Origin of the sequence: Streptomyces sp. NBC_00158 (assembly GCF_045160885.1) — a bacterium.
Taxonomy (GTDB): Bacteria; Actinomycetota; Actinomycetes; order Streptomycetales; family Streptomycetaceae; genus Streptomyces.
Map to the genome: position 1 here is coordinate 4,223,420 of NZ_CP108161.1, position 25,129 is coordinate 4,248,548.

The following is a 25,129-nucleotide window of genomic DNA, read 5'->3' on the forward strand; positions in this document are numbered from 1 at the left end:
CATGCCCGAAAGGCTTTCAGGACAGCCCGGACAGCGCCGGACAAGCACCGGACAAACCCCGGACGCACCGGCGTTAACGCTTCTCACGCTAGTCACGCCGCCCCACGCTGGGTGACGTGACTACTCAAATCTGGTGCTCTGCACATCAGTTCGGCGTCCAGCTGCCCGCCACCCCCCGTGGCGCCCGCCAGGCCCGGCAGCTCGCCGTCGAGAAGCTGCGTGCGTGGGGGCTGCCCACGGACGGGCCCGCGCTGATCGTGGCCGAGCTGGCGGCCAACGCCGTGACCCACGGGCGGGTGGCCGGGCGGGACTTCCTGGTGGTGCTCAGCCTCGGCGGCGGCGCGCTGCGGATCGAGGTGGTGGACACCTGCCGGGACCGGGTCCCGATTCTCCGCGAGCCGGACGCCCGCGCGGAAGGGGGCCGGGGGCTGGCGGTGGTGGAGGCGCTGGCCGACCGGTGGGGGGTGGAGCAGGGGCCGCCGCCGCGCAAGGCGGTGTGGGCGGAGGTGGACCTGCCTACAGGCGGGACGCCAGCAGGATCGTGACCGGGACCGGGATCACCGCGATCCAGCCCGCCCAGCGTCCGGCGGAGATCAGGGCGGGGCGTCGGCGGAGCAGCCAGCCGGCGAGGGCGAGCAGCGGGGTCGCGGTCCAGGAGGCGAGCCAGAACACCTTCAGCACGGCCACCGCCTCGGGGTGGACCTGCTCGGCCATCCCGCCCAGGGCGCCGAAGACGAAAGCCACCGGGACCAGGGCCAATGCCAGGGCCGTGGTCCATGCCAGTGCGGTGTTCTTGGTCGCGTGCTGCATGGCCCCAGCCAAGCCGCCGCAGGGCCGTGCCACCTGCGCCGCCGTACTCAGGATCCGCCGGTCCGCGTACTCATCCGGGACGTGGGCCGCCGGGATCCGGCGACCCCCGACATCCTTTAAGTACCGGGGTAAAACCCACCAACCCACCCCCCGGCCCCCCGGCTCACTCGCTCGGGTGAACTGTTCCAACTTGGCTGGATTTCCGGGTGGTTGCCGGGCATATGCTCGCCGCACAACAGCAGGCATGAGACGGCCCCCGCCGGGAGTGGCATCCCGAGCGAGGGCCTGACCAACGAGGAAGTACAGACCTTCCCAATGGCGTTCAAGAACCCTAGCGCGGGCATGCGCGCGTCGTCCCGTGTTCGCGGCGGGTCCACCCCATCAGGTGTCATCCACGTCAACGTGCGGCACGCCGACCACTACGTGGTGATCGGCAACCACCTCGCCCAGCACCAGGCCCTGTCGCTGGTGGCCATCGGGCTCGCGGTGCACATCCAGTCGCTGGCCGCCGGGACCGGGATCGGCATCAAACAGCTCGCCGCCCGCTTCCCCGAGGGGGAGATCCGGATCGCCGCCGCGCTGCGGGAGCTGGAGGCGGCCGGGTACCTGGAGCGGACCCGCGTACGAACCCCCGAGGGCAGACTCGTCACTCGGACGGTGTCCTACAACCGCCCGCCCGGCCCCGTCCCGCCGCAGGACGCCCCGCCGCCGCCCCCTCCGCCGGCCGACCGTGCCCCCGTACCGGAGCCGGAGCCGGAGCCCGCCCCCGGACCCGCCGCCAGGCAGGACGCCGCCGACCTGCTCGCCCGCCTCCGCGGGGACGACCCCCGGCTGCTGCTCGCCGAGCGGGACGTACGGCGGCTCGCGCCCGGGGTGGCCGCCTGGCTGGACCGGGGGGCCGAGCCGGAGGCCGTACGGCACGCCCTGGCTGCGGATCTGCCGCCCGACATGCGCAGCCCGGCGGCGGTGATCGGGTACCGGCTGCGTGCCGGAATCCCGCCGCGGATGCCGGCCACGCCACCACCGGCCGCCGGGACTGCCGTCCGGCGGCCGGACCCGTGGCAGAACTGCGACGGCTGCGAACGCGCCTTCCGGGCCCCCGAACCGGGCCGCTGCCGCGACTGCCCGCCCGAAGGCTCGCTCGCCGCCTAGGGAAAACCAGTGGAGCCGCGCTGCCCGGCGCCGTTACGGTCCTCCCGAACACGTCGTCGAGGCAAGGGCGTTCCGTTGTACACCGTGTGAGACCCCCCGAGTGCTGATTCGTCGCGCGTCGCGCCTGTGCGCCGCGCTCCTTTCTGCTGCGGTCTTCTCACTGGAACCGGTGTACTTCTGTGCTCAATACCTGGGTGGTCGCTCCCACCTGCCTTCCTGCCGTCCTCCGCCGATGCCACTCCTGCGCGTCCGAGCGCTTCCGGGCGAACGGCAAGTTCCGCGTCAACGCCAACCACAAGCTCCTCGACGCCTGGCTCCTCGTGCTCTGTACCCGTTGCGGGGACACGGCGAAGCTCACGGTCCTGGAGCGGGCCCACGTGCGGTCCGTACGACCCGAACTGCTGGACCGCATGCACGACAACGACCCGGGCCTGGCAGCCGAGCTGCTCCAGGATCCGGTCCTGCGGCGCCGCAACCACATAGCTCTCGACTGGGACGGCGCCTGGCGCCTCGACACCGGGGGACCGGACCACATGGACCGCGAGGTGATCGACGTCTCGGTGCGCTTCGCCGCGCGCATCCCGGTCCGGCCGGTGCGGTTGATCTCCGAGGGGTGCGGTCTGTCACGGGCCGAGGTCGAGAGGCTGATCGCGGCCGGGAAGCTCGTCTCGGCGGTCCGGCTGGGCGGCAGGCTCTCCGGGGACTTCAGCTTCCTGCTGAAGCGCTGACCCCTCCCCGGATGGCCGGGGAAACGGCAAAGGCGAGGAGCTCATGAGCTCCTCGCCATGATCAAGTTATAGCCCGACGGGGGTCTTGCCGCAAGACCCCCGTCGTGGTCCAGAATCCCCACTCGTAGCCATGACCTGGGGAAACGGGGAGCAGTTGAAGAAGAGCGACGCCATCGACACCACCGGCACCATCGACGTGGTCATCGCGGGCGGCGGGCCCACCGGCCTGATGCTGGCCGCCGAGCTGCGGCTCGCCGGGGTGCGGACGGTCGTGCTCGAACGGCTCATCGAGCCGGCCGGGCAGTCCCGCGGGCGCGGGATGCAGGTGCGCAGCGTCGAGATGCTGGACCAGCGCGGCCTGCTGGACCGGTTCCTCGCGGTCAGCGAGCCGTACCGGACGGCCGACTTCGGCGGGCTGCTCAAGCTGCGCCCGGAGCTGATGGACACCGCGCACCCGTACGGGCTCGCCACCCCGCAGACCGTCACCGAACGGCTGCTGACCGAGCGGGCCGTGGAGCTGGGCGCCGAGGTCCGGCGCGGCTGCGAGGTCGTCGGGCTGGAGCAGGACGCCGACGGGGTGGACGTCGAACTGTCCGACGGGACGCGGCTGCGGGCGCGTTACCTCGTCGGCTGCGACGGGGGCCGCAGCACGGTGCGCAAGCTGCTCGGCGTCGGTTTCCCGGGGGAGGCGGCCAAGGTCGAGACGCTGCTCGGTGACATGGAGCTGGCCGAGGACGCGGAGAAGGTCGCCGCCGTCACGGCGGAGGTGCGCAAGGTCCACGTCCGGTTCGGCATCGTCCCCATGGGCGAGGGCGTGTACCGGGTGATCGTGCCCGCCGACGGGGTGGCGGAGGACCGTGCGGCCGAGACGACCCTCGACGAGGTCAAGGAGCGGCTGCGGGCCCACGCGGGCACCGACTTCGGGGCGCACTCGCCGCGCTGGCTGTCCCGGGTCGGCGACGCCACCCGGCAGGCCGAGCGGTACCGGGTCGGGCGGGTGCTGCTGGCCGGCGACGCGGCGCACATCCACCCGCCGACGGGCGGCCAGGGCCTCAGCCTCGGCGTCCAGGACGCGTTCAACCTCGGCTGGAAGCTCGCCGCCGAGGTGGGCGGGCGGGCCCCGGCCGGGCTGCTCGACACGTACGAGGCCGAACGGCACCCGGTGGGCGCGGCCGTCATCGCCAACACCCGGGCGCAGACGGCGCTGCTGGAGAACACCGCCGGGGCGGTGGCGCTGCGGGAACTGTTCTCGAAGCTGCTGGACTTCGAGGAGGTCAACCGGTACGTGACCGAGCTGACCTCGGCGGTCGGCGTCCGCTACGACCTCGGCGAGGGCCACGAGCTGGTGGGCGGCAGGATGCGGGACGTCGCGCTGGGGACGGGGCGGCGGCTGTTCGAGCTGATGCACGCGGGCCGGGGCCTGCTCCTCGACCGGACCGGGGGCGGGCTGTCGGTGGCGGGCTGGGAGGACCGCGTCGACCACGTCACCGACCCGGGTGCGGAGCCGGGCGCTCCGTCGGTGCTGCTGCGCCCGGACGGCCACGTGGCCTGGGCGGGCGAGGACCCGGCCGAACTCCCCGCCCACCTGGCCAGGTGGTTCGGCGGCCCCGTCGGCTGAGCCGGGCCCGGGCCGGGGGTGGAGTAGCCCCGGGTGCGGGGGTCCGGTGCGGGGCCGAGCCTGGGGGCATGGGTACGGGTGCGCGCAGGGTGGTGGTGCAGGCGCCGGACGCGCGCGGGCTGCGCGCGGTCACCGTCGACGGCGAGCCGGCCGGGAGCGCCTGGTCCCCGGCCGACCTGCGCAGGCGGCTGCGCCGCGCGGGGCTGCCGCCCGGCACGGACCTGGCGGACCGGTCCCGGGTGGCCTGGCGCGGGGCGGACGGCGCCACCTGGCCGGACCGTGCGTGGCGCCGGCGCGCCGTCATGGCCGTGCTGGCCGCCGGGCTGCTGGTCTCGGCGCTGCTGCTCGCCCGGGTGGGGATGGTGGACGCGCTGGGCGCGCTGACCTTCTCGGCGCGGCTGGCCGGGATGCTGTTCGTGCTCGCCGGGGCGGTGCAGGTCGTCGCGGCGGCCGCGGTCTTCGACTTCTGGGGGAAGCGGACGGTCCCGTACTCGGGCGCGGCGGTGCTGGCGGGCGTACTCGTCACGGTGGGGACCGAGGCGCTGCTGCTGGCGGTGTGGTTCCAGGAGCGGGAGTGGACGCCGTACCTGCCGGTGTTCCTCGCGCTGTCGGCGTGGGCGCTGTGGGCTTCGTGGACGGTGTGGCGGGAGCGGGCCTGGAAGGGGATCCCGCACCCGAAGAGCTTCACCGCCGGTGTGGTGGCGACGGCGGTGCTGGCGTCCGCGAACTTCGCGTACTCGGCGGTGTACCAGCCGAGCGCGGCGCTCTTCCACTTCAAGGTGGAGGCGAAGTTCGGGACGCCGAGGAAGGATCCGGGGCGGCCGGTCGTCTACCTCCCGGTGAAGCTCCGCGTCACGAACGACGGGGCCGTTCCGGCGTACATCGTCAACAGCCTCTACCGGGTGTGGGCGCGGGAGTCGGTCTTCGACGCGGCGGGGACCGGACTGGGCCGGGACAAGTGGCGGGCGGACATGGAGACCGGCCTCGACACGGAGACGTTCGTACGGCCCGCGGGGTACGCGTTCATCCACACCGGTCCGGTCGTCCCGGGGGAGGGCGCCTGGATCGCGCCGGGGACGGACTTCACCACGGACCGGGTGGTGCAGATCCCCACGGACAAGAAGTACGACGTCGTCCTGGCCGACATGGCGGTCATCTTCATGAGGGGTGACCGGGGAGAGATCGACCCCGGGTACTACCTCCCGGTCTTCTCGTGGAAGGAGAAGCCGGGCAGGTACTTCGACTGCCCCGCGCCGTGTCCGGACTACGTCATGCACCACGGTCGGGTGCGCCACAACAACAACATCGTGAACGTGACGCGCAGGCCGCGGTACCTCACCTCGACCCGGTGGATCAACGGGACGGACAGCGGGTTCAGCGTCCAGATCGCCCCGCTGGACTCCGCGGGGAGGCTGTCCAAGGACGTGGAGAACGGGGACAGGTACGGGGTCACCCAGTACAACTCCGGGCGTACGGCGGTGCCGTACGCCGAGCTGCTGGCGGCGCGTCCGTAGTCGGGCCGGCGGCTCTGGGTTTGTCACGATCCTGACACAAGGGCGAGTTGAATGTGTTCAAAACCGGGGGGTGCGGGCCTACGCTGACGGCTCCGCAACAGGGGGAGGGACCCGATGTCCGAGAACGCAGACGGCGCCGAGCAGGCGAAAGCGGGCGACCCCGCCCGGGCCCTGCCGGGCGGCGGGACTCCGGTTCCGCCGGGCGACCCGGCGTCGGGGCCTACGCCTGCCGACCAGGCCGCAGCGCCGGCCGCTCCGGCCCCGGCTCCGGCTCCGGCGTCGGCCGCAGCTTCCGCCGATCCGGCCGCGGCGCCCGCCGATCAGGCCCCGGCATCGGCCGCAGCTCCGGCCGGTCCGGCCCCGGCCCCGGCACCAGCCGCCCCGGCCCCGGCCCCGGCTCCGCAGGCAGGTGCTCAGGCTCAGGCTCCGGCCCCGCAGCCCGCGCAGGACCCCTGGGCCGTCCGGACGCCGGGGGCGGGGGCGCAGCCCGGCCGGAGCGCGGCGCCCGCCGCCCCGCCTGCGCCGCCCATCGCGCCCGGGTTGCGCGGGCACGATCCGGCCGCCTGGCACCTCTGGCAGATGCACCAGTTCCGGCTGAGTCAGGAGAAGGCCCGGGAGGAGGCCGCCGCGCGGGCCGCGAACTCCATGTGGAGCCGGATCCGGCCCGCCGAGGCCGCGCCGGTCCGCACCGCCACCCTCGTCGCCGTACTCGCCGCCGGCCTCACCACCGCCACCGTCCTCGGGGACGGCATGGGCCCCGGGCTGCTGCTCGCGGTACTGCCCGCCATGGTGGCCGCGTACGCCGCCGCCCGCGCCGCCGGGCGCAAGGCCCGCCCGTGGAGCCTGCTGTGGGCGGCCGGCTGCGTGGCCCTGCTCGCCGTCCCGGCACTGCGGGACTCCGCCTGGCCCTCAACGCTGGCGATCCTCGCCGCCGTCCTGCTCGCGGCCCTCGCCCTGCACGGAACCAGCCGCTGGCCCGGCGTGCTCCTCGCCCCGCTCGGCTTCTTCGACAGCGCGGTCACCGGCGTCGGCTGGGCGTGGAAGGGCGTACGTTCGCGCGGCGGCGGGGCGAGCCGCGACCGCTGGGTGTCCGTGATCAAGGCGCTGCTGGTGGCGGCCGTCCTGCTGATCGTCTTCGGCGCGCTGTTCGCCTCCGCCGACGCCGCCTTCGCGGACCTGCTCGGCGAGCTGCTGCCCGACGTCTCCGTCGGAGAGGGCCCGTTCAGGTTCCTGCTCTTCCTGCTCGGCGCCGTCCTGGCGCTCGCCGCCGCCCGCACGGCCGCCGCCCCGCACCGCTGGGACCGCGTCAGGTCCCGCCAGTGGAAGGCCCGTTCGCGGCTGGAGTGGAGCCTGCCGCTGATCGTGCTGAACCTGCTCTTCGCCGGGTTCAACGCGGTCCAGCTCGCGGTGCTGTTCGGCGGCTACGACAAGGTGCTGGAGAGCACGGGCCTCACGTACGCCGAGTACGCCCGCCAGGGCTTCTGGCAGCTGCTGTGGGCCACCCTCTTCGTCCTCGCCGTCATCGCGTTCGCGCTGCGCTGGGCGCCGCGCGGCGGGGCCGGTGACCGGCGTCTGGTCCGCTCGGTCCTGGGGACGCTGTGCCTGCTGACCCTGGTGGTCGTCGCCTCGGCAGTGCGCCGCATGGACCTGTACGTGGACGCGTACGGGCTGACGCGGCTGCGGCTGTCGGTCGTCACCATGGAACTGTGGCTGGGCCTGGTCATCGTGCTGCTGATGGCGGCCGGGATCGCGGGCGGGCGCTGGCTGGCCCGCGCGGTGGTCGGCAGCGCGGCGGCGGCGGTACTGGCCTTCGGTCTGGCCTCGCCGGACGGGATCATCGCCGAGTACAACGTGAACCGCTACCAGCAGGACGACAAGCTGGACCTCGCCTACCTCCGCGACCTCTCCGCGGACGCCGCCCCCTACCTGGACCGCCTCCCCGAACCCCGCCGCTCCTGCGCCCTGATGCCGATCGAGGCCGAGCTCCGGCGCGCGGCGGACGCCCCCTGGTACGCGACGAGCCTGGGCGAACACCGGGCCCGCCAGATCCTGCGCGACCGCCCGGTGACGGCGTCGGTCGAGGAGTGCAGCCGCCTGGGCGCGTTCGGAAGCCGCGTGGAGTAGGGAACCCGGAACTCGGAACTCCGGGGCGAAGCGGCCGTGGGCATGCCATCATGACGGCCCGCCAGCCGGGCCTTCGGCCCGCTTCGCCCCTGGAGTACCCCCACCGTGCGGATATCCCGGTACCTCGCCCCCGTCGCAGTCCTCGGCGTCCTCGCCCTCACGGGCTGCGGAGCCGGCCCGCAGCCCGCCCCGAAGGCGAACGCGGCGGCGACGACAACGCCTTCCCCGACGGCCACACCACCCGCCCCGTCCACCCCGCCCGCACCCCGGTCCATGCCGGACCTGACGGGCCGCACCGCGCAGGCGTCCCGGGACGCCCTCGCCGCCCTGTCCGTGTCGGCCACGCGCATCACCATCACGGCCCTGCACACGGACGTCGTCCTGCCGGACGCGCACGCCACCTGGTACGTGTGCACCACCACCCCCAGGGCGGGCGACCCGCTCCCGGCGAACGCCGACGTCACCCTCAACCTGGCGGCGAAGCAGGCGGACTGCTCCGTGAGCCACCACGGCTACCTGGACCAGAAGAACGACCCGGCGTACACCGCGCCACCGGCCCCCACCACCGGGGCCCCGGCCCCGGCGCCGGCTCCGACGAAGGCCAAGCCCCCGACGGGCGGCTCCGGCGCCATGACCACCTGCCCGGACGGCAAGAGCGGCTACGCCTGCACCTCCAACGGCCACCCGGTGGTGGACGGCCAGTTCTGCCCGAACGCCGACCGCGGCCGCACGGCCCGCGCCACGAACGGCACCACTGTCACCTGCTCCTACGACCCGAGCATCAAGCCGTACCGCTGGCAGTAGGCGACCCGCTTCCGCCGGGTCAGGCGCGGGAGTAGGAGCCGATGCCGACCAGGCAGTAGACGTACTCGTTGATGACGCTGCCGTTGAGGGTGTACTGGTACGAGAAGCCGTACTCGGTGCGGGGGTTGGCGTCGCAGCGGCTCATGTCGTGGGTGCCGGGGAAGCGCTGGATGACCCGGTAGTGGGCGTCGTCGGCCGAGCAGGAGACCTCCTTGACCCCGCGGACCGTCTGCGCGGTGGTGGAGTCGGGGAGCTGGCCGTTGAGGCACGTGCCCGTGTCGAAGGGGCTCGGGGCGGCCTCCGTGGTGGGCGGCGGAGCCGGTGCGGGGACGTACGTCGGCGGGGTGTACGTGGGCGGGCTGTACGTGGGCGGGGTGTACGGCGTGTACGTCGGCGAGGCCGTGGGGGAGGGCGACGCCGTGGGGGTCGAGTCGTCGTCGGAGTTGGCGACGACCAGGCTGATGACCACTGCCGCCACGGCTAACCCCACCAGGCAGCCCAGCGCCCCGCTCTTGCCCCCCGGGGCCGTCGGTGCCGCCGCCGGGGGCGGGGTCGGCGGGCCGGAGACGCGTATGCGGATCAGGACTTCGGTCTCGCCGACGCGGGCCCGGACGAGGTCGCCGTTGCGGGCCGGGGGTATGCGCAGGCGCTGGGTACCGGTCGCCAGGGTGACGGGGATGACGACGCCCGTGGCGGCCTGGGCGGGGGTGAGCGTCAGATCGATTTCCTGGGACGGCGACACCGGCTGCTCCTAGGGGTGGGGACGGACCCGTGCGGAATTCTGCCCGGTGCGGGCCCGCTGACGCAGGGGTTCCGGCATGCGGGGCCGGCGTGTGTGCGCCGTCGACGGGGTGTGGAGCCGGCGGGGAGATGGTGTACGGGGGGTGGTCCCCGGCGTGGGGGCATGCGTAGATTACCGGCGGTAACAGCGGGATGAGCGAGGAGAACGCCGTGGACGCAGCCCAGCCGCAGCCCGTCGAGCCCGTCAAGACGATCGTCGCCGGGGTGGTGCGCGAGGTGTCCGTTCCGCCGCTCGCCGGGCCGGCGATCAGCGGGTCCCTCGGGGACATACCGTTCCAGAACGCCCGCGAGGCCCCCCGCGAGGCCGTACTCGCCCGCAAGGACCGCGACGGAGTCTGGCGCGACGTCACCGCCGCCGAGTTCGCGCGCGAGGTCCTCGCCGTCGCCAAGGGGCTGATCGCCGAGGGCCTCGCCGAGGGCGACCGGCTCGCCATCATGGCCCGGACCACCTACGAGTGGACCCTGCTCGACTTCGCCGGATGGGCCGCCGGCCTGGTGACCGTACCCGTCTACCCGACCGCCTCCGCCCTCCAGGCCCGCTGGATCATCCACGACTCCGGGGCCGTGGCCTGCGCCGTCGAGGACACCGTCCAGGCCCGCCTGATCAGCGCCGAGCGCGCCAGCCTCCCCGGCCTCGCGCACCTGTGGGAGTTCGACACGGGCGCCCTGGCCCGGCTCGTCAAGGCCGGGGAACACCTGCCCGACGCGATCGTGCACGCCCGCAGGGCCGCCCGTACGCCCGAATCCGTCGCCACGCTCGTCTACACCTCCGGCACCACCGGCACCCCCAAGGGCTGCGTGCTCACCCACGGCAACTTCCACGCCGAGGTCGACAACGCCGTCGAGCTGCTGCACCCCGTCTTCCGGTCCGTGAGCACGGAGCCCGCCTCCACCCTGCTGTTCCTGCCGCTGTCGCACGTGTTCGGGCGGATGGTCGCCGTCGGCTGCCTGCGCGCCCGCGTCAAGCTCGGGCACGCGCCGAGCATCGCCACCGAGGAACTCCTCGCCGACCTCGCCGGCTTCCGGCCGACCTTCCTGCTCGCCATCCCCTACGTACTGGAGAAGGTCTACAACACCGCCCGCGCCACCGCCGAGAAGATGGGCCGGGCCTCCTCCTTCGACCGGGCGGCACGGATCGCCCAGCGGTACGGGGAGACCGCGGAGGGCGGGAAGCCCGGCATGGGACTGCGGGCCGCCCGCGCCCTGTACGACCCGCTCGTCTACCGCCGCATCCGGGCCGCCCTCGGCGGCCGGGTCCGCTACGTCCTCAGCGGCGGCTCCCCCCTCGGACGCCGCCTCGCCGCCTTCTACACCGGCGCCGGGATCGACGTCTTCGAGGGCTACGGGCTGACCGAGACGACCGCGGCCTCGACCATCACCCCGCCCCAGCGCCCCCGCCTCGGCACCGTCGGCTGGCCGCTGCCGGGGACGGCGGTGCGCATCGCCGACGACGGGGAGGTGCTGCTGCGCGGCCGGCACGTCTTCGCCGGGTACTGGAACGTCGCCGCCCACCCGCCGGGCGAGTGGCTGGCCACCGGGGACATCGGCGAGCTCGACGCCGACGGCTACCTGACCATCACCGGCCGCAAGAAGGACCTGATCATCACCTCCGGAGGCAAGAACGTCGCCCCCGCACCCCTGGAGGACTGGCTGCGCGCCCACCCCCTGGTCGGCCAGTGCCTGGTGATCGGCGACAACCGCCCCTACATCGCGGCCCTGATCACCCTGGAGCCGGACGGGCTCGCCCACTGGCGGCAGATGCACAAGAAGCAGGGCGTGCCGATCCGGGAGCTGGTCACCGACCCGGAGCTGCTCGCCGAGCTCCAGCGGGCGGTGGACGAGGCGAACAAGCTGGTGTCGCGGGCCGAGTCCATCCGCCGCTTCACCGTCCTGCCCGAGGACTTCACTCAGGAACGCGGCCACCTGACCCCCTCGCTGAAGATCAAGCGCGCCGCCGTCGCCCGGGACCACGCGGACCGGATCGACGAGCTGTACCGGGCGCCGCGCACCACCTGACCCGGGCGGCCGGCCCGAGGGGCGGGGGCGGCGGGGCCCGCCTATCGTGGGCTGGGCCGACAAGGTCCGGGGGGCGACCCGAGGAGGGCGCATGCCCCGTCCCCGTCCCCGTCTGCGTACGGCCACCGGAACGGCCTCCGCCGCCTGCGCGGTGGTGCTGGCCGCCTCCCTCACCGCCGCTCCCGCGGCCCCGGCGGCGGCCACCCCCGAAGCCTCCGCGCCGGCCGGCCCGCGCATACGCTGGGGGGACTGCCCCCTCGAACGCGTACCCGCGGGCATGCGGTGCGCGGAGGTGACCGTCCCCCTCGACCACGCCCACCCCGACAAGGGCACCACCCGGATAGCCGTGGCCCGCATCCCCGCCACCGCCCCCGGCCGCCGCCCCCTAGGCTCCCTCCTGCTGAACTTCGGCGGCCCCGGCGGCCCCGGGATCGCCTCCCTCGCCGCCGACCCCAAGCCCTTCGCGAAGCTCGGCGAACGCTACGACCTCGTCGCCTTCGACCCGCGCGGCGTCGGCCTCAGCACCCCCGTCTCCTGCGGCGGCTCCCAGGAGACCGGCGACGAGGTGCCCGGCGACGCCGCCTCGCAGCTGGCCGCCCTCCGAGCCGTCGCCGAGCGCTGCGCACTGCACTCCGGGCCCGTGCTCCCGTACATCGGCACCGTCAACGTCTCCCGGGACATGGACCGCATCCGCGAGGCCCTCGGCGACCCGAAGCTCAACTACCTCGGCTTCTCCTACGGCACCCGGCTCGGCGCCGTCTACGCCGCCCAGTTCCCCCGCCGGACCGGCCGGATGGTCCTCGACGGGGTCGACACCCTCACCGAACCCCTCACCGAACAGGCCCTCGTCTCCGCACGCGGCCAGCAGCGGGCCCTGGAGAACTTCCTCGGCTGGTGCGCCCACCAGTACGACTGCGTCTACGGCACCAACACCCGCACCGCCCGCGAGAAGGTCGAGGCCCTCGTCGAACGGCTCGACGAACACCCGCTGGTCGGGGACGACGGCTCCCACTTCACCGGCCAGGACGCGGTGGGGGCCATCGGTGCCGCCCTGTACTCCCGGAGCCTGTGGCCCGACCTCGCCGGGGCCCTCGCACGCGTGGAACGCGACCGCGACCCCGTCCCGCTGATGGAACTGGGCGGCCCGGCCGAGTCACCGCCCGCCGACGGCCCGAACAAGATCCCCGACGACAACGCCGAGGCCGCCCTCACCGCCGTGAACTGCGCCGACGACCCCGACCGGAGCAACGACAAGGCCAGTCCGCAGGCCATCGAGCAGGAGATCCGCGAGCTCCAGGACGAGTTCCGCCGGACCTCCCCCGTCTTCGGGCCGGGCCAGCTGATGACCGTACTGTCCTGCTACGGCCGCCCCGCGGGCACCGACTTCATCCGCCGCATCGACCACCCGGGCGCGCCCCGGATGCTCCTCGTCGGCACGCGCGGCGATCCGGCGACCCCGTACGAGTGGACCGAGGAGACGGCCCGCCGGCTCGGCTCGGCGGTGGTCATCGACCACAAGGGCGACGGCCACACCGGCTACGCCGCCTCCGCCTGCGTACGCGGCTACGTCGACGGTTTCCTGCTCGCCGGGAAACTGCCCGGCGGGACGCGCTCCTGCCCCGCCGGCGAGTGAACCGGCGGGGCACCGGCGAAGGGCCGGTTCAGCAGTCGGGGCGGGTGGCGCGGCCCGCGAAGCGGTCCGCCAGCCAGTTCCCGACCGCCAGGGAGTGCGTGATGACCCCGCTGACGTGCTCGCCGAGCACGATGGTGTCGAACTGGACGTCCGCGCCCCGCGCGCACCACTGCGAACGCAGCTGCCGCCCCACCCCGTACGGGATCAGCTCGTCGCCGAGCGCGTGGTACTGGAGCACGGGCGCGGCCGGGGCGGTCCCGCCCAGCCGGCTCTGGTTCAGCCGGGCCTGCCAGTCGGGCTGCGCGAGCGGGTCGCGGGTCGTCAGGTCGGAGATCCGCTTGAAGGACCCGGCGACGGCGTCGACGGCCACGCAGTTCTCCTTCATCCCGGCCACCAGGGCCCGGCCCGCCGGGTTGAGGTACGAGTCGAGCTTCAGCTCGGGGAAGGCCGCGTCCTGCCCGGCAGCCGCCATGAAGATCAGGCCGGAGCCGTACGAGCCGTTGTTGAAGGCGGCCACCTCCAGCAGGTCGGCGGGGACGCCGCCGGTCGCCGTCCCCTTCACCTTCAGCTCGGGGGCGTACGAGCCCTGCAGCTCGGCGGCCCAGCTGCTGGCCTGCCCGCCCTGCGAGTAGCCCATGATGCCGACCGGGGTGTCGGCGTCCAGCCCCGTCCCGGGCAGCCGGATCGCGGCGCGGGCGGCGTCGAGCATCGCGTGCCCGGCCGAGGGGCCCACCGTGTAGGTGTGGACGCCGGGGGTGCCGAGGCCCTCGTAGTCGGTGACGACGACGGCCCAGCCGCGCTGGGTGTACTGCTGGATGAGGTTGGCCTCCATGGCGGTGCCGTTCGGAAGGTTGTTGCTCGGCGCGCAGGAGTCGCCCAGGCCCACCGTCCCGACCGCGTACGTGATCAGCGGGCGCGGGCCGGTGCGGCCGTCCTGCGGGACGATGACGGTGCCCGAGACCACGTTCGGGGCGCCGTCGGCGGTGGTCGAGCGGTAGTGCACCTTCCAGGCCCTGGTGCCGGTCGGCTGGCCGGGCAGCGGGTGGAAGGCGGAGGGGGCGCTGGAGACGACGTCGCCGGGCCGGCCTCCGTCGGCCTCCTCGGCGGTGGCGGCGGGCCCGGAGGCCGAGAACGCCAGGACGGTCAGGGCGGCGGTGGTGGCGAGTGCGGTGCTGCGCAGACGCATGGGGGATCTCCCGACGGCCGTGGGGGTGGGGGCAGGTGAGGCGAAGGTAGTGACCGACCGGTCGGCATGTCGCTGACCGGAAAGCTCACCTTTCCTGACCCCGCCACCCACCCCGGCCCGCCGCGCCGCGCGGCCGGCGCCCCCGCTACCCGCCCGAGGCGATGCGGTACGCGCCCGGGGTGGTGCCCGTCCAGCGGCGGAACGCGCGGTGGAAGGCGGTGTCCTCCGAGAAGCCCAGGCGGGCGGCGAGTTCCGCGATCGGTTCACCGCCCTCGGCCAGGCCCGCGATCGCCGCGTCCCGCCGCACGTCGTCCTTGAGCTGCTGGAAGGAGGTCCCCTCCTGCCGCAGCCGGCGCCGCAGCGTCGCCGGGGACACCGCCAGGCGCGCCGCCACCTCCCCGAGCTCGGGCAGCCGCGGCGAGCCGCGCAGCCGGCGCGTCAGGGTCCGGCGCACCTGCTCGGCGACCGTGGTCCCGTACTCGGGGCGCGACAGCAGGTCGAAGGGGGCCCGGCGGAGCATCGCGTCGAGCGCGGGCTCGTCCCGCACGAGCGGCGCGGTCAGCCAGCGCGCGTCGAAGACGGCCTCCGTCCGCCCGGCCCCGAACCGCACCGGGCAGTCGAAGAGGGTGTCGTACTCGTCCCGGTGCGGCGGCGGGGGATAGGCGAAGGCGGCGTGCTCCAGGGGGATCCGCCGTCCGACGAGCCAGCTGCACAGCCGGTGCCAGATCGCGAGGACGCACTCGGTCAGGAAGCGCTCCTCGTCACCGTCGAAGTCGTTGCGGACGGTGAACCGGGCCCGCCCGCCCCCGGTCTCCAGGGCCAGCTCCGGCCCGCCCGGGAACAGCCCGTAGAAGACCGCCGCCCGCTCCACGGCCGCGCCCAGGTCCCGGCAGCCCAGGCAGGCGTGGCACATCATCGCGAAGGTGCCCGGCCGGCTCGGCACCGCGGACAGCCCGAGGAACTCGTCCTGCGTGGTCCGGTACAGGGCCCGGAAGAGCCGCGCGAACTGCGCGGGCGTGATCCGCGCCCGGTCGTCGCCGAGCAGCAGCGGCGGGATCTGCGCCTCCTGGAGCAGCGGCACCAGGTCCAGGCCGCCGCGCCGCGCCCCCGCGAGCACGGCCCGCACGTGGTGCACGGTGACCGTCCGCCTCCCCATGGCTTCGAAGGTAGCCCCAATGAGCGCTGCGGTCAGCGGGGGTGACGCTTCCGGTCATGCCGGGAAGGGGCCGGGCGTGCCCACCATCGGGGGTCACCTATCCCGGGAGGGCAAGCGATGGACGGTCGTCCGAGCACGCTGGCGGTGTTCACCCAGTGGACCGAGGAGAAGTACGGGGAGGCCACGGCGCTCCGCTTCCGCGCGCCGGACGGCGGTGGCTGGACGACCCGTACGTACGCCGGACTCGCCGCCGCCGTACGCGAGGCGGGGCGCACCCTGCTCGGTCTGGGCGTCGGGGCCGGGGAGCGGGTGGCGGTGCTGGCGGAGACCCGGCCCGAGTGGACGTACGCCCACTTCGGGATCCTGGCGGCGGGCGCCGTCCTCGTGCCGGTGTACCCGACGGCGGGCGAGGAGGAGCTCGCCTGGGTGCTCTCCGACTCCGAGGCGGTGGTGGCCGTCTGCGAGGACGCCGCCCAGGCGGCCCGGGTGGAGGCGCTGCGGCCGAAGCTGCCCGCGCTCCGGGCCGTCGTACGCATGGACGTGCCCGGCGCCCCGCCGGAGCCCTCGGACGCCTCGGACGCCGAACTCGCCGCGCGGGCCGCCGCCGTGACCCCCGCCGCGGACGCCGCGATCATCTACACCTCCGGCACCACGGGCCTGCCCAAGGGCTGCCGGCTCACGCACGGCAACCTCGGGGCCGTCCAGGACGCCACCCTCCCCCTGGTCCAGGGCGGGCCCGGCGACTCCACGTACCTGTACCTGCCGCTGGCGCACGTGCTGGCGCAGCTGATCCAGTTCACCACCCTGCTGGAGGGCGGGGAGCTGTGCTACTTCGGGGGCCGGGTCGAGGACGTGGTGGCCGAACTGGCCGAGGCACGGCCGACGCACCTGCCCTCGGTGCCCCGGCTGTTCGAGAAGGTCCACGCGGTGGTGCTGGGCCTGGCGGAGGGCCGGGAGGGCGGCCGGGAACGCTTCGAGGAGGCCGTCCGCCTCGGCGTCCTCGCCGCGGACGGGGCCCTGCCGCGGGAGCTGCGCCCGGCGTGGGAGGCGGCGGAGGAGTCCCTGTACGCCCTGGTCCGGGCCGCCTTCGGGGGCCGGCTCAGGTGGGCCCTGACCGGCGGCGCCCCGATCGCCCCGGCCACCCTCGACTTCCTGCGCGCCTGCGGGATCCGGGTGTTCGAGGGCTACGGGATGACGGAGTCGGCCGGGGTGATCAGCCTCAACCACCCGGGCGCCGTCCGGTACGGCACGGTGGGCCGGCCGGTGGCGGGCTGCGAGGTGCGGATCGCCCCGGACGGGGAGGTGCTCGCCCGGGGCCCGATGGTGTTCCCGGGCTACCACGCGAACGAGGACGCCACGGCCGGCGTCCTGGACGCGGACGGCTGGCTGCACACCGGGGACCTGGGCGAACTGGACGCCGACGGCTACCTGTCCGTCACCGGCCGCAAGAAGGAGCTGATCATCACCTCGGCCGGCAAGAACATCACCCCGACCGAGGTGGAGTTCGCCGTCCAGGCCGCCTCCCCGCTCGTCTCGCACGCGGTCCTGATCGGCGACCGGCGCCCCCACCCCGTCGCCCTGATCACCCTGGACGCGGGGGAGCTCACCGCCTGGGCCGCCCGCGAGTCCCTCGACCTCGGCCCGGCCCCCGCCGCGCACCCGGCTGTACGGGAGCTGGTGGCGCGGGCCGTCGCCGCGGCCAACGCCACCGTCTCCCGCCCGGCCCGCGTCCGGGCCTTCCGCGTCCTGGACGAGGAACTGTCGGTCGGCGCCGGCACCCTCACCCCGACGCTGAAACTGCGCCGCGCGGAGGTGGCCCGGCGCTACGCGGCCGAGATAGAGGAGCTGTACACCGCTTAGGCCAGGGCGCGGCGGAGCCGGTCCAGGCCCTCGGCGATCTCCTGCGGGGTGTGCGTGGTGAAGGACAGCCGCAGCGTGCGCGGGTCCGGGGCGCCCGTGAAGAAGGGGGCCCCGGGCACGTACGCCACGTCGTGCGCGACGGCGGACTTCAGCAGGGCCCCCGCGTCGTACCCCTCGGGTAGGCGGGCCCACACGAACATGCCGCCCTCGGGGCGGTTCCACTCCGAGCCGGCGGGGAGCGCCGCCCCGAGTCCGGCGAGGAGGGCGTCGCGGCGCGCGCGGTAGGCGTCCCGGACCCGGGTGACGTGGGCGTCGAGGTCCTGGGCGCCGAGGTAGTGGGCGGCGGCCAGCTGGTCCACCGTCGAGGTGTGCAGGTCCGCCGCCTGCTTGGCGACGACCGCCGCCCGGCACAGGGCGGCGGGGGCGCGCAGCCAGCCCAGGCGCAGCCCGGGGGCCATCACCTTCGAGAAGCTGCCGAGCAGGGCGGTGCGGTCCTCGGCGCCCGGGTGGGCGGCGATCCAGGGCTCGTGGGCGCCCTCGTAGCGGAGGTCCCCGTACGGGTCGTCCTCGACGATCCACAGTCCGAGCCGCGCCGCGGTCCGGGCCACCTCGGCCCGGCGGTCCCCGGGCAGGGTGCGGCCGGTCGGGTTCTGGAAGGTGGGGATCGTGTAGAGCAGTTTCGGCCGCTCCCGGGCGGTGATCTCGGCGAGGGCGTCGGGGAGCAGGCCCTGCTCGTCGCAGGGCACGGGTATGACCCGGGCTCCGGCCAGGGCGAAGCACTGGAGGGCCGCCAGGTAGGTGGGGTTCTCCACGAGCACCGTGTCGCCGGGCTCCAGGAGGGTGGCGGCGAGGAGGGTGAGCCCCTGCTGCGAGCCGGTGGTGACCAGGACGTCCCGCGCCGAGGTGGCCAGGCCCCGGGCGGCGGCCCGGGCGGCGACGGCCGAGCGCAGTTCGGGGGCGCCCTCGGTGGTGGAGTACTGGAGGGCGCGGGCGGCTCCGGCGCCGGTCAGGACGGCGTCGTACGCGGCGCGCAGGCCCTCGGTGTCGAAGAGCTCGGGCGCGGGCAGGCCCCCGGCGAAGGAGATCACCCCGGGGCGTTCGGTGAGCGCGAGGATCTCCCGCACGGGCGAGCCGCCCACGGAGCGGGCGCGCGCGGCGAAGGCGGGCGGGGCGGCTGCGGCGGAGGCGGCGGTGCTCGGTGGGAGGGTCACGGGGCGGCTCCTTCGGTGGCGGGTGGCCGCAGCCTAACGGTGAAAGCTGTAGAGGGCACCTACCTTTCCGAGGGCTGAACACCGCACGCCCCCTCCACAACTGACGTGGCATCAGATAGACCGTTGCCATGACGAGAGACGAGCGGGAACGAGAAGGACGCGAAGACACCAGGCCCGGCGACTACGCGGAGCTCGCCGCCGTCGGTCCGTACGGGGTCCGCCCCGGCCACGCGCTGATCACGATGGTGGAACCACACCCGGGCCACGAGTACGCGTACAACCGCTGGTACGAGGACGACCACTACTACGCCGGCGCCATGGCCATGCCCTGGATGTACGCCGGCCGCCGCTGGGTGGCCACCCGCGACCTCCAGGAGCTGCGCTACCCCGAGAAGTCGGCCGTGGCCCAGCCCGTCACCGCCGGCTGCTACATATCGACGTACTGGGTCACCGAGGGCCGCTACGACGAGCACATGAAGTGGACCGTCGGCATCAACAAGCGGCTGAACCGCGACGGCCGCGTCTACCAGGACCGCACCCACGTCTTCACGGCCTTCCAGGACCACGAGGCCACGGTCTACCGCGACGGGGCCGCGGGCCCTCGGGACTTCCACGCCCTCGACCACCCGTACGCCGGGCTGGTCCTCCAGGTCGTCGACGCCGACGGACCGGGGCGGCGGGCGGAGCTGCTGGAGTGGCTGCGCTCGCGGGCGCTGCCGCGCCGGCTGCACGGCTCACCGGCGGCGATGGTCACGGTCTTCCGGCCGACCCCGCTGCCCGGGGACCGGATGACCTACGTCAAGCAGGTCGAGGGGGTCGACACCCGGCTGACGCTGCTGTGGTTCCTGGAGGCCGACCCGCGCAGCTGCTGGGACCGCTTCGAGGGGCTCGACGCGGAGGTCGCGGAGTCGGGGCTGGGGCGGGTGGAGCTGGTCGCGCCGTTCGTCCCGACGGTGCCGGGCACCGACCGGTACGTGGACAGGCTGCGCTGACCGCCTCCGGCCGACCGGGCGCGGACGTGGCCGAGCCCCCTCGGCCAGGACGGCGGGCCGGTCGAGAGGGCTCCGTACGGGGTGCTGCTGTGTGGGGGGTTCGGACGGTTCAGGCGAGGCGTCCCAGTCCGCCCTCGACCACACCGGTGACGAAGGAGGTCCAGGAACCCGGCGCGAAGGTGAGGGACGGACCGTCCTGCACCTTCGAGTCGCGGACGGCGATGGCCTGCGTGACGGGGGACTTGACCTCGACGCAGGCCCCGTTTCCGCCGGAGTAGGAGGACTTGGTCCAGTTTTCCGTGCCGCCCTGACGAATAGCCATGTTCTTCTCCGGTTCAGCGAGTAGTTCCGGTTGCTGCCGGCCGGGGAAATCCCGGGCCGACGTGATCGACGCTACCGGCACCTCCCGATGGCCGAAGGAGGCATTCACTCGACCGGGTGGCATATTCCATTCAGGCCTTCTGTGGCCGGGGACCGACGGTGTACCGTGCCGGACCCCGCGCCACTTCCGGTCAGTTCGCCTTGCCCGCGTGCTGCTCGATGATCTCGGCGATGAACTGCCGGGTCTGCTCCACGTTGAGGGCCTGCGCGCGCAGGTGCTCGTACATCACGCTGTATTTCTGGACGTCGTTGGCCTTCTCCAGGTACAGGTCGCTCGTGACGCCCTCGATGTAGACGACCGTCGAGTCCGACGCGTCCGGGAATTCCAGAATCGCGTACTGCCCGTTCATTCCCGGATGGGCGCCCATCGTGAAGGGCATCACCTGCACGGTGATGTACGGCTGCTGCGACTGCTCTATCAAGAACTCCAGCTGCCGGACCATCAACTGCGGGTCGCCCACGTGCCGGCGCAGCGCGGCCTCGTCGATCACCGCCCACAGGCGCAGCGGCCCCACGTCCGGGTTGTTGTTCTCCGTCTCGGACAACCGTTTCTGGCGGTGCATGCGCACCTGGACGCGCTTCTCCACGTCCGCGGGCGCCGTCTCGGGCAGCGCGCCGCGGATCAGGGCCTGGGCGTACTCGGGGGTCTGGAGCAGCCCGGGGACCATCTGCGGCTCGTAGGTGCGCAGGCTGGCCGCGTCGGTCTCCAGGCCGATGTAGACGCTGTAGGGGATCTCGCCGAAGGCGTGCCACCAGCCCTGCTGGCGCGAGTCCTTGGCCATCTGCATGAGGGAGTCCACCAGCCGCGGGTCCTCGACCTCGTACACCTCGCACAGGTCGCGGACGTCGCGCTGGCTGATGGACCGGCGGCCGTTCTCCAGCCGGCTGATCTTGGACTGGGAGACGAGGAGGCGCTCGGCGACCTGCTCGGCCGTCATGCCCTTGTCCTCGCGGAGCTTGCGCAGCTCCATGCCCAGTCGGCGGCGTCGGACGGTGGGATTGACATTGGACGCCACGTGAACGGCACCTCCGCCTTCTTCTGTCGCTGTCTCGCTGAGTGTCTGGTGTTCAGCAGACTGCCACCGAAGGGTGCGACGGCGCTGGGGAACGCGGGAAAGCGGCGCGCGGGGTGGCGAAGCCGTCTCTTCGGCCTCGCCACCCCGCGCGCGGGCGGCTCCGGGGCCGGGTCTTGGGGGACCTCCGGCCGCGGTGTCGGTGGATCTGTGGATCGTTCGATCCGGCCCGCCGGTGGTTCAAGGGGTGTGGCGGGTCGTACGGGTGGTGCGGGTGGTGCCGGTGGTGCCGGTGGTGCGGATCGTGCCGGTGGTACGCGTACCCGTGCCGTTCCCGCTCAGTGCGCGGCCGCGCGGGCCATCGCACCCGTCCGGCGCGGCTGCAGCGGAACACCGCCGGTCGCCGTGGCCCGGACGGCCGGCTGGGGCTGCGGCTGCGCGGCACGGTCGCGGCGCGGCTGTGCGGCCACGCCGTTCTGGACGTCCATCACGGCGTGCGCGACGAGACCGCCCATCGGGTCGTGCCGGATCAGGTCCCGCAGCCGGGACCTGGACGACCGACCCTCGTTGCCGGGGTACAGGTGCTTGCCGAGACCGACCGCGTGGGCCAGCGCGGCGAGCGCCGCGGTCCGCGGGTCCGGCGGTACGCCGGTGCGGATCGCGTTGTCGAGCCGGGCACGGATCTCCCGGCTGATCGCCGTGTCGGTCGCCTGGTAGCGAGTCGTCGGCAGCACCCCGCACATCTGTCCCGCGACGGCATGCACCATGCCGCAGCGCTCCAGGTGCGCGAGGTAGATCTGGCGGAGCCCCAGCCGGGGTCCGCCGATCCAGTGGACCGCCCGTACCGGGCTGCCGCGCCTGCGCAGCAGTTCCAGTGCGGAGTCCAGAGTCGGATCTCCTGTCGGCCGTGGCATCACCACGGCGATACGATCCCCGTCAGGGGCTATCCGTCCTGCCAGAGCCAGCTCCACTAGCTGTGCCCCGGCCAGGCCGAGGTCGAGCGACTGCGGCTGCGCCGTGGTACCCGTGGCCGGGTCCAAAGCGAGCAGCAGAAGCTCCTCCGGAATTGTTCTGCGGCTCCTGCCCATCCATGCCTCCCCGCGTGGATGAGTGACAGGGTGACGCCTCTCACATTCATCTGTCGAGAGTGCCTGGACGCTTTGGGCGGGAACCAGTAGCTATGTCGTTCTCGTCTAGCGGTTGGGCGATGCCCCCTAGACGGGACACTGTTAGACGGTTCGGACAGTGGCCGGACAGCGATCGAGGAGGAACGGTGGCGGGCGAGTCCCCCGACAAGTCGGTAGATGAAGGAGCGTCCGGGGAGCAGGACCCGAGGCTGTCGGTCTTCCAGCCGCGAGACCCGCTGAAGGAGGCCGTGGCGGCGTGGGTCGCGACCGCCGAGCCGGACGAGCAGGCGCAGGACGAGGACGCGGAGCCGGAGTCCGACGCCGCCCCGTCACGCCCGTCCCCCGGTCGGGTGGACCCGAAGACCCCGGTGGCCTCCGTGGTCCGCCAGTCCCCGTCCCGGGAGGACGAACCGCCGGCCGAGTCGCCTGCCGAGCCGCCTGCGGCGAAGCCGGCCGGGGACACGGAGAAGCCCGCTGCGAAGCCGTCCGCCGACGTGCGTACCACCGCGTTCGGCGTGGTGAAGTCCGACCCCGCCCAGGAGGCGGAGAAGCCCGAGCCCTCCGAGAAGCCGTCCGCCGATGTGCGTACCACCGCCTTCGGCGTGGTGAAGTCCGACCCCGCCCCCGACGCGGACGGGCCGCGTTCCGCTTCGGGGAAGCCCGCCGGGGACGCGGAGGAGGCCGGGCCCTCCGAGAAGCCTGCTGCGAAGCCGTCCGCCGACGTGCGTACGACCGCGTTCGGCGTGGTGAAGTCCGACCCCGCCCCCGACGCGGACGAGCCGCGTTCCGCTTCGGCGAAGTCCGCCGGGGATGCGGAGGAGGCCGGGCCCTCCGAGAAGCCTGCTGCGAAGTTGTCCGCCGACGTGCGCACGACCGCGTTCGGCGTGGTGAAGTCCGACCCCGCCCCCGAGGCGGACGAGCCCGCCCGGGATCCGCGTACGGCTGCCGCCGACAGTGAGCGGACGGCCGTCTTCCGTACCGTGAAGCCAGGTTCCGCTTCCGCGCCGGAGGAGCCGGACGCCGAGGGCGACGAGAAGCCCGCCGCCGACAGCGAGCGCACCGCCGTGTTCCGTGCGGTGAAGCCCGGTTCCGGTCCGGCGGACGCCAAGAAGCCGGCCGCGCCCGCGGAGGACTCCGACAGCGAGCGCACCGCCGTCTTCCGCGCCGTGAAGCCGGGTTCCGCTTCGCCCGACGCGGAGAAGGGAAAGCCGGCCGCCAAGCCCGCCGCCGCCGACGCGCCGACCACCGCGTTCGGCGTGGTGAAGCAGGACGCCGCCGCCAAGGGCGCCGAGAAGCCCGAGCCCGAAGCCCCGAAGGGCGACACCGCCAAGCCCGGCACGGACCGGCCCGGCACCGCCAAGCCCGGCACCGGCACGCCCAAGCCCGACACCGCCAAGCCCGGCGCGGCAGGCACCGGCGCGCCGCGGCCCGGTACGGATCGGCCCGGCGCCGCAGGCACCGGCACCGGCGCGCCCGGGAAGCCCTCCTCGGACCCCCGCGCCGCAGGCACCGGCACCGGCACCGGCACCGGCGAGAGCGACCGCCGCGTCAGCACCTTCGTACCGCTGCGCGGCGAAGGCGAGTCCGGCCCCGCCGCCAAGCCCCCGGTGCGGCCCGCCCCGCCGGCCCCGGCCCGGCCGAGTCTGGACCCCAGCGAGCGGACCACCCAGCAGCCGCTGCCGCCCCGGCCGCCGCTCGACATGCTGGCGGACCTCACCAACAACCCGCCCCCGCCGCCCACCCCGATGCGGAACGCGGTCCGGCGGATCAAGATCTACGCGCCGCTCGTGCTGCTCCTGATCGTCGTGATCTCCGTCGTGCAGCTGGTGCGCCCGCTGCCCGCGCCGAAGCTCAAGCTGACCGCGAAGGCCACGTACACCTTCCCCGGCGGGGCGCCGAACCTGCCCTGGCCGACCGAGGGCCAGGCCTCCATGGCCGCCGCCGGCCTCGGCACGATCGGCAGCTCCGGCGAGCAGAAGCCGGTGCCGATCGCGAGCGTCACGAAGTCGATGACGGCGTACATCATCATGCGCGACCACCCCTTCAAGAAGGGTGAGAAGGGCGCGATGATCGACGTCGACAAGACCGCCGAGACCGAGGGCCAGAAGGACAAGTCGGACAACGAGTCCACCCTCAACACGGTCAAGGAGGGCGACAAGATCTCCGAGTACGACGCGATCGCCGCCCTCATGATCCCGTCGGCCAACAACATCGCCCGGCTCCTCGCGCGCTGGGACTCCGGTTCCCAGGAGGCGTTCGTCAAGAAGATGAACGACACCGCCAAGGAACTCGGCATGACCAACACCACCTACACCGACCCCTCGGGCCTGGACGCCACCACGGTCTCCACCGCCGAGGACCAGGTGAAGCTCGGGCTGAAGATCGTCGAGATCCCGGCGCTGGTGGACATCACCCGCCTGCCCGCCTGGACCGACCAGACCGGCAAGGTCTGGCAGAACTGGAACCGCCTGGTCCCGTTCAACGACTCCCTCGGCATCAAGACCGGTACGACGACCAAGGCCGGCGGAAACCTCCTCTTCGCCGCGCAGAAGAAGGTCGGCGACACCAACCAGCTGCTCGTCGGCGCGGTCCTCGGCCAGCACAAGCCGCCGATCATCGACACCGTCATCGCCAACAGCCGCTCGCTGCTGATCGCCACGCAGAAGGAGGTCCAGGGCGCGCCCGTCGTGAAGAAGGGCCAGGTCGTGGGCTACGTGGACGACGGGCTCGGCGGCCACACCCCGGTCGTCGCCACCGCCGACGTCCAGGCCGTCGGCTGGTCCTCGCTGACCGTGGACATCAAGCTCGGCGACGGCGGCACCGCGATCCCGGAGTCGGCGAAGGCCGGGACCCAGGTCGGCGTGCTGACCGTCGGCGACGGCGCCAGCCAGGTCAAGGTGCCGGTGGCGCTCCAGAGCGAGCTGGACACCCCGGGCTTCGGCAGCAAGCTGACCCGGATCGGCTGACACAGGACAGGGCGCGGCGCCCCGGGCAACCCCGGGG

The 25,129-nt window shown here is 73.8% G+C and carries 20 protein-coding genes; 12 read left to right on the forward strand and 8 right to left on the reverse strand.

What is annotated here, in order from left to right:
* Window positions 1-116 precede the first annotated feature (116 nt).
* On the forward strand, window positions 117-545 hold the full coding sequence (locus tag OG553_RS19600) for an ATP-binding protein (protein WP_405980228.1): 429 nt from the start codon (window positions 117-119) through the stop codon (window positions 543-545).
* On the opposite strand, the gene OG553_RS19605 is transcribed toward OG553_RS19600, so the two are convergent.
* A complete protein-coding gene (locus tag OG553_RS19605; RefSeq protein ID WP_405980229.1) occupies window positions 517-810 on the reverse strand; it encodes a hypothetical protein in 294 nt (97 codons plus the stop codon). The genes OG553_RS19600 and OG553_RS19605 overlap by 29 nt on opposite strands.
* Before the next feature lie 342 nt (window positions 811-1,152).
* Between OG553_RS19605 and OG553_RS19610 the strand changes: the two genes are divergently transcribed.
* The 6 genes from OG553_RS19610 (at window position 1,153) to OG553_RS19635 (ending at window position 8,750) form a co-directional block, all read left to right on the forward strand.
* Window positions 1,153-1,962, forward strand: a complete 810-nt coding sequence (locus tag OG553_RS19610) for a helix-turn-helix domain-containing protein (RefSeq protein WP_405980230.1) — start codon at window positions 1,153-1,155, stop codon at window positions 1,960-1,962.
* 179 nt (window positions 1,963-2,141) lie between these two features.
* A complete protein-coding gene (locus OG553_RS19615) occupies window positions 2,142-2,690 on the forward strand; it encodes a DUF1062 domain-containing protein (RefSeq protein ID WP_405980231.1) in 549 nt (182 codons plus the stop codon).
* Between the two features lie 130 nt (window positions 2,691-2,820).
* The gene (locus tag OG553_RS19620) at window positions 2,821-4,308 is read left to right on the forward strand and encodes an FAD-dependent monooxygenase (protein WP_405980232.1); all 1,488 of its coding nucleotides are present in this window, start codon (window positions 2,821-2,823) and stop codon (window positions 4,306-4,308) included.
* 68 nt (window positions 4,309-4,376) lie between these two features.
* Window positions 4,377-5,822, forward strand: coding sequence for a hypothetical protein (locus OG553_RS19625; protein ID WP_405980233.1), 1,446 nt, complete (start codon window positions 4,377-4,379; stop codon window positions 5,820-5,822).
* A gap of 114 nt (window positions 5,823-5,936) precedes the next feature.
* On the forward strand, window positions 5,937-7,946 hold the full coding sequence (locus OG553_RS19630; protein ID WP_405980234.1) for a DUF4173 domain-containing protein: 2,010 nt from the start codon (window positions 5,937-5,939) through the stop codon (window positions 7,944-7,946).
* Window positions 7,947-8,051: 105 nt separating this feature from the next.
* Window positions 8,052-8,750 carry a PASTA domain-containing protein gene (locus OG553_RS19635; RefSeq protein WP_405980235.1) on the forward strand — a complete coding sequence of 233 codons (699 nt, stop codon included), beginning with the start codon at window positions 8,052-8,054 and terminating at the stop codon, window positions 8,748-8,750.
* Between the two features lie 19 nt (window positions 8,751-8,769).
* Here OG553_RS19635 and OG553_RS19640 read toward each other — a convergent pair whose 3' ends face one another.
* Window positions 8,770-9,492 carry a hypothetical protein gene (locus OG553_RS19640; protein WP_405980236.1) on the reverse strand — a complete coding sequence of 241 codons (723 nt, stop codon included), beginning with the start codon at window positions 9,490-9,492 and terminating at the stop codon, window positions 8,770-8,772.
* A gap of 191 nt (window positions 9,493-9,683) precedes the next feature.
* Here OG553_RS19640 and OG553_RS19645 point away from each other — a divergent pair, with 191 nt between their 5' ends.
* Together OG553_RS19645 and OG553_RS19650 are read left to right on the forward strand one after the other, a co-directional pair.
* Window positions 9,684-11,567: an AMP-dependent synthetase/ligase gene (locus OG553_RS19645; RefSeq protein WP_405980237.1), complete on the forward strand. Its 1,884-nt coding sequence runs from the start codon at window positions 9,684-9,686 to the stop codon at window positions 11,565-11,567.
* 91 nt (window positions 11,568-11,658) lie between these two features.
* A complete protein-coding gene (locus OG553_RS19650; protein ID WP_405980238.1) occupies window positions 11,659-13,200 on the forward strand; it encodes an alpha/beta hydrolase in 1,542 nt (513 codons plus the stop codon).
* A gap of 28 nt (window positions 13,201-13,228) precedes the next feature.
* Here OG553_RS19650 and OG553_RS19655 read toward each other — a convergent pair whose 3' ends face one another.
* Window positions 13,229-14,386 (reverse strand): lipase family protein, encoded by a 1,158-nt coding sequence (locus OG553_RS19655; RefSeq protein WP_405980239.1) that lies wholly within the window; start codon window positions 14,384-14,386, stop codon window positions 13,229-13,231.
* Between the two features lie 145 nt (window positions 14,387-14,531).
* Window positions 14,532-15,542 carry an AraC family transcriptional regulator gene (locus OG553_RS19660; RefSeq protein ID WP_405980240.1) on the reverse strand — a complete coding sequence of 337 codons (1,011 nt, stop codon included), beginning with the start codon at window positions 15,540-15,542 and terminating at the stop codon, window positions 14,532-14,534.
* Window positions 15,543-15,659: 117 nt separating this feature from the next.
* Here OG553_RS19660 and OG553_RS19665 point away from each other — a divergent pair, with 117 nt between their 5' ends.
* Complete coding sequence (locus tag OG553_RS19665; protein ID WP_405980241.1) at window positions 15,660-17,402, forward strand: AMP-dependent synthetase/ligase; 1,743 nt, start codon at window positions 15,660-15,662, stop codon at window positions 17,400-17,402.
* On the opposite strand, the gene OG553_RS19670 is transcribed toward OG553_RS19665, so the two are convergent.
* A complete protein-coding gene (locus OG553_RS19670) occupies window positions 17,399-18,613 on the reverse strand; it encodes a PLP-dependent aminotransferase family protein (protein WP_405980242.1) in 1,215 nt (404 codons plus the stop codon). The two genes, OG553_RS19665 and OG553_RS19670, sit on opposite strands and share 4 nt — an antisense overlap.
* Before the next feature lie 128 nt (window positions 18,614-18,741).
* On the opposite strand from OG553_RS19670, the gene OG553_RS19675 reads away from it, so the two are divergent.
* Window positions 18,742-19,605 (forward strand): hypothetical protein, encoded by an 864-nt coding sequence (locus OG553_RS19675; RefSeq protein WP_405980243.1) that lies wholly within the window; start codon window positions 18,742-18,744, stop codon window positions 19,603-19,605.
* A gap of 109 nt (window positions 19,606-19,714) precedes the next feature.
* On the opposite strand, the gene OG553_RS19680 is transcribed toward OG553_RS19675, so the two are convergent.
* The 3 genes from OG553_RS19680 to OG553_RS19690 all read right to left on the reverse strand — a co-directional run bounded on the left by OG553_RS19680 (window position 19,715) and on the right by OG553_RS19690 (window position 22,087).
* A complete protein-coding gene (locus OG553_RS19680; RefSeq protein ID WP_125601481.1) occupies window positions 19,715-19,927 on the reverse strand; it encodes a DUF397 domain-containing protein in 213 nt (70 codons plus the stop codon).
* A gap of 190 nt (window positions 19,928-20,117) precedes the next feature.
* Window positions 20,118-21,002: a helix-turn-helix domain-containing protein gene (locus OG553_RS19685; RefSeq protein WP_405980244.1), complete on the reverse strand. Its 885-nt coding sequence runs from the start codon at window positions 21,000-21,002 to the stop codon at window positions 20,118-20,120.
* A gap of 335 nt (window positions 21,003-21,337) precedes the next feature.
* Window positions 21,338-22,087 (reverse strand): GPP34 family phosphoprotein, encoded by a 750-nt coding sequence (locus tag OG553_RS19690; protein ID WP_125817614.1) that lies wholly within the window; start codon window positions 22,085-22,087, stop codon window positions 21,338-21,340.
* A gap of 185 nt (window positions 22,088-22,272) precedes the next feature.
* On the opposite strand from OG553_RS19690, the gene OG553_RS19695 reads away from it, so the two are divergent.
* Window positions 22,273-25,092, forward strand: coding sequence for a hypothetical protein (locus tag OG553_RS19695; protein ID WP_405980245.1), 2,820 nt, complete (start codon window positions 22,273-22,275; stop codon window positions 25,090-25,092).
* Window positions 25,093-25,129 lie beyond the last annotated feature (37 nt).